Here is a 512-nt window from a genome sequence, read left to right as displayed (position 1 = left end):
ACGACGACCTCGGCCGTTCGATCCGCGCAGCCGAGAAGGCGTTTGGCGACAAGCTCGCCCGCCGCTACCGCGCCTTCCTCGCCGAGGCCAACGCCACCGAGATCCCGGGCGAGCCCGACGAGGCGCTCATGCGCCGTGTCGCCGCCGGAGAGCTGCGGGCCGGCGCCGGTGAGAAGTCCGACGGCAAGAACACCGAGAGCGTCTTCAGCCTCGTGCGCCGCATCGGCCAGGCCAAGTCGCGCCTCGCCGCCGACTACGCGGCCCAGCTGTCGCACTCGGTGGGCAAGGTCGTGCTCTTCGCCAAGCACATCGACGTCATGGACACCGCCGAGCAGGTGCTCGCCGACGCAGGGCTGCGCACCGTCTCCATCCGCGGCGACCAGACGACGAAGCAGCGCACCGAGGCGATCGACGGGTTCCAGAAGGACCCCGAGGTCTCGGTCGCCGTCTGCTCGCTGCTCGCGGCCGGTGTGGGCATCAACCTGCACGCCGCCTCCAACGTCGTGCTCGCC

1 protein-coding gene is annotated in these 512 nt (G+C 71.1%); it reads left to right on the top strand.

Annotated elements, in window-relative coordinates; genetic code table 11:
* The coding region (locus AC1DFM_RS34725; RefSeq protein ID WP_477081373.1) for a C-terminal helicase domain-containing protein at nt 1–512 on the top strand (512 nt) is incomplete at both ends.

The organism is Chitinophaga sp. 05T412, from assembly GCF_056396465.1.
This window is presented reverse-complemented; position numbering and strand designations above follow the sequence as displayed.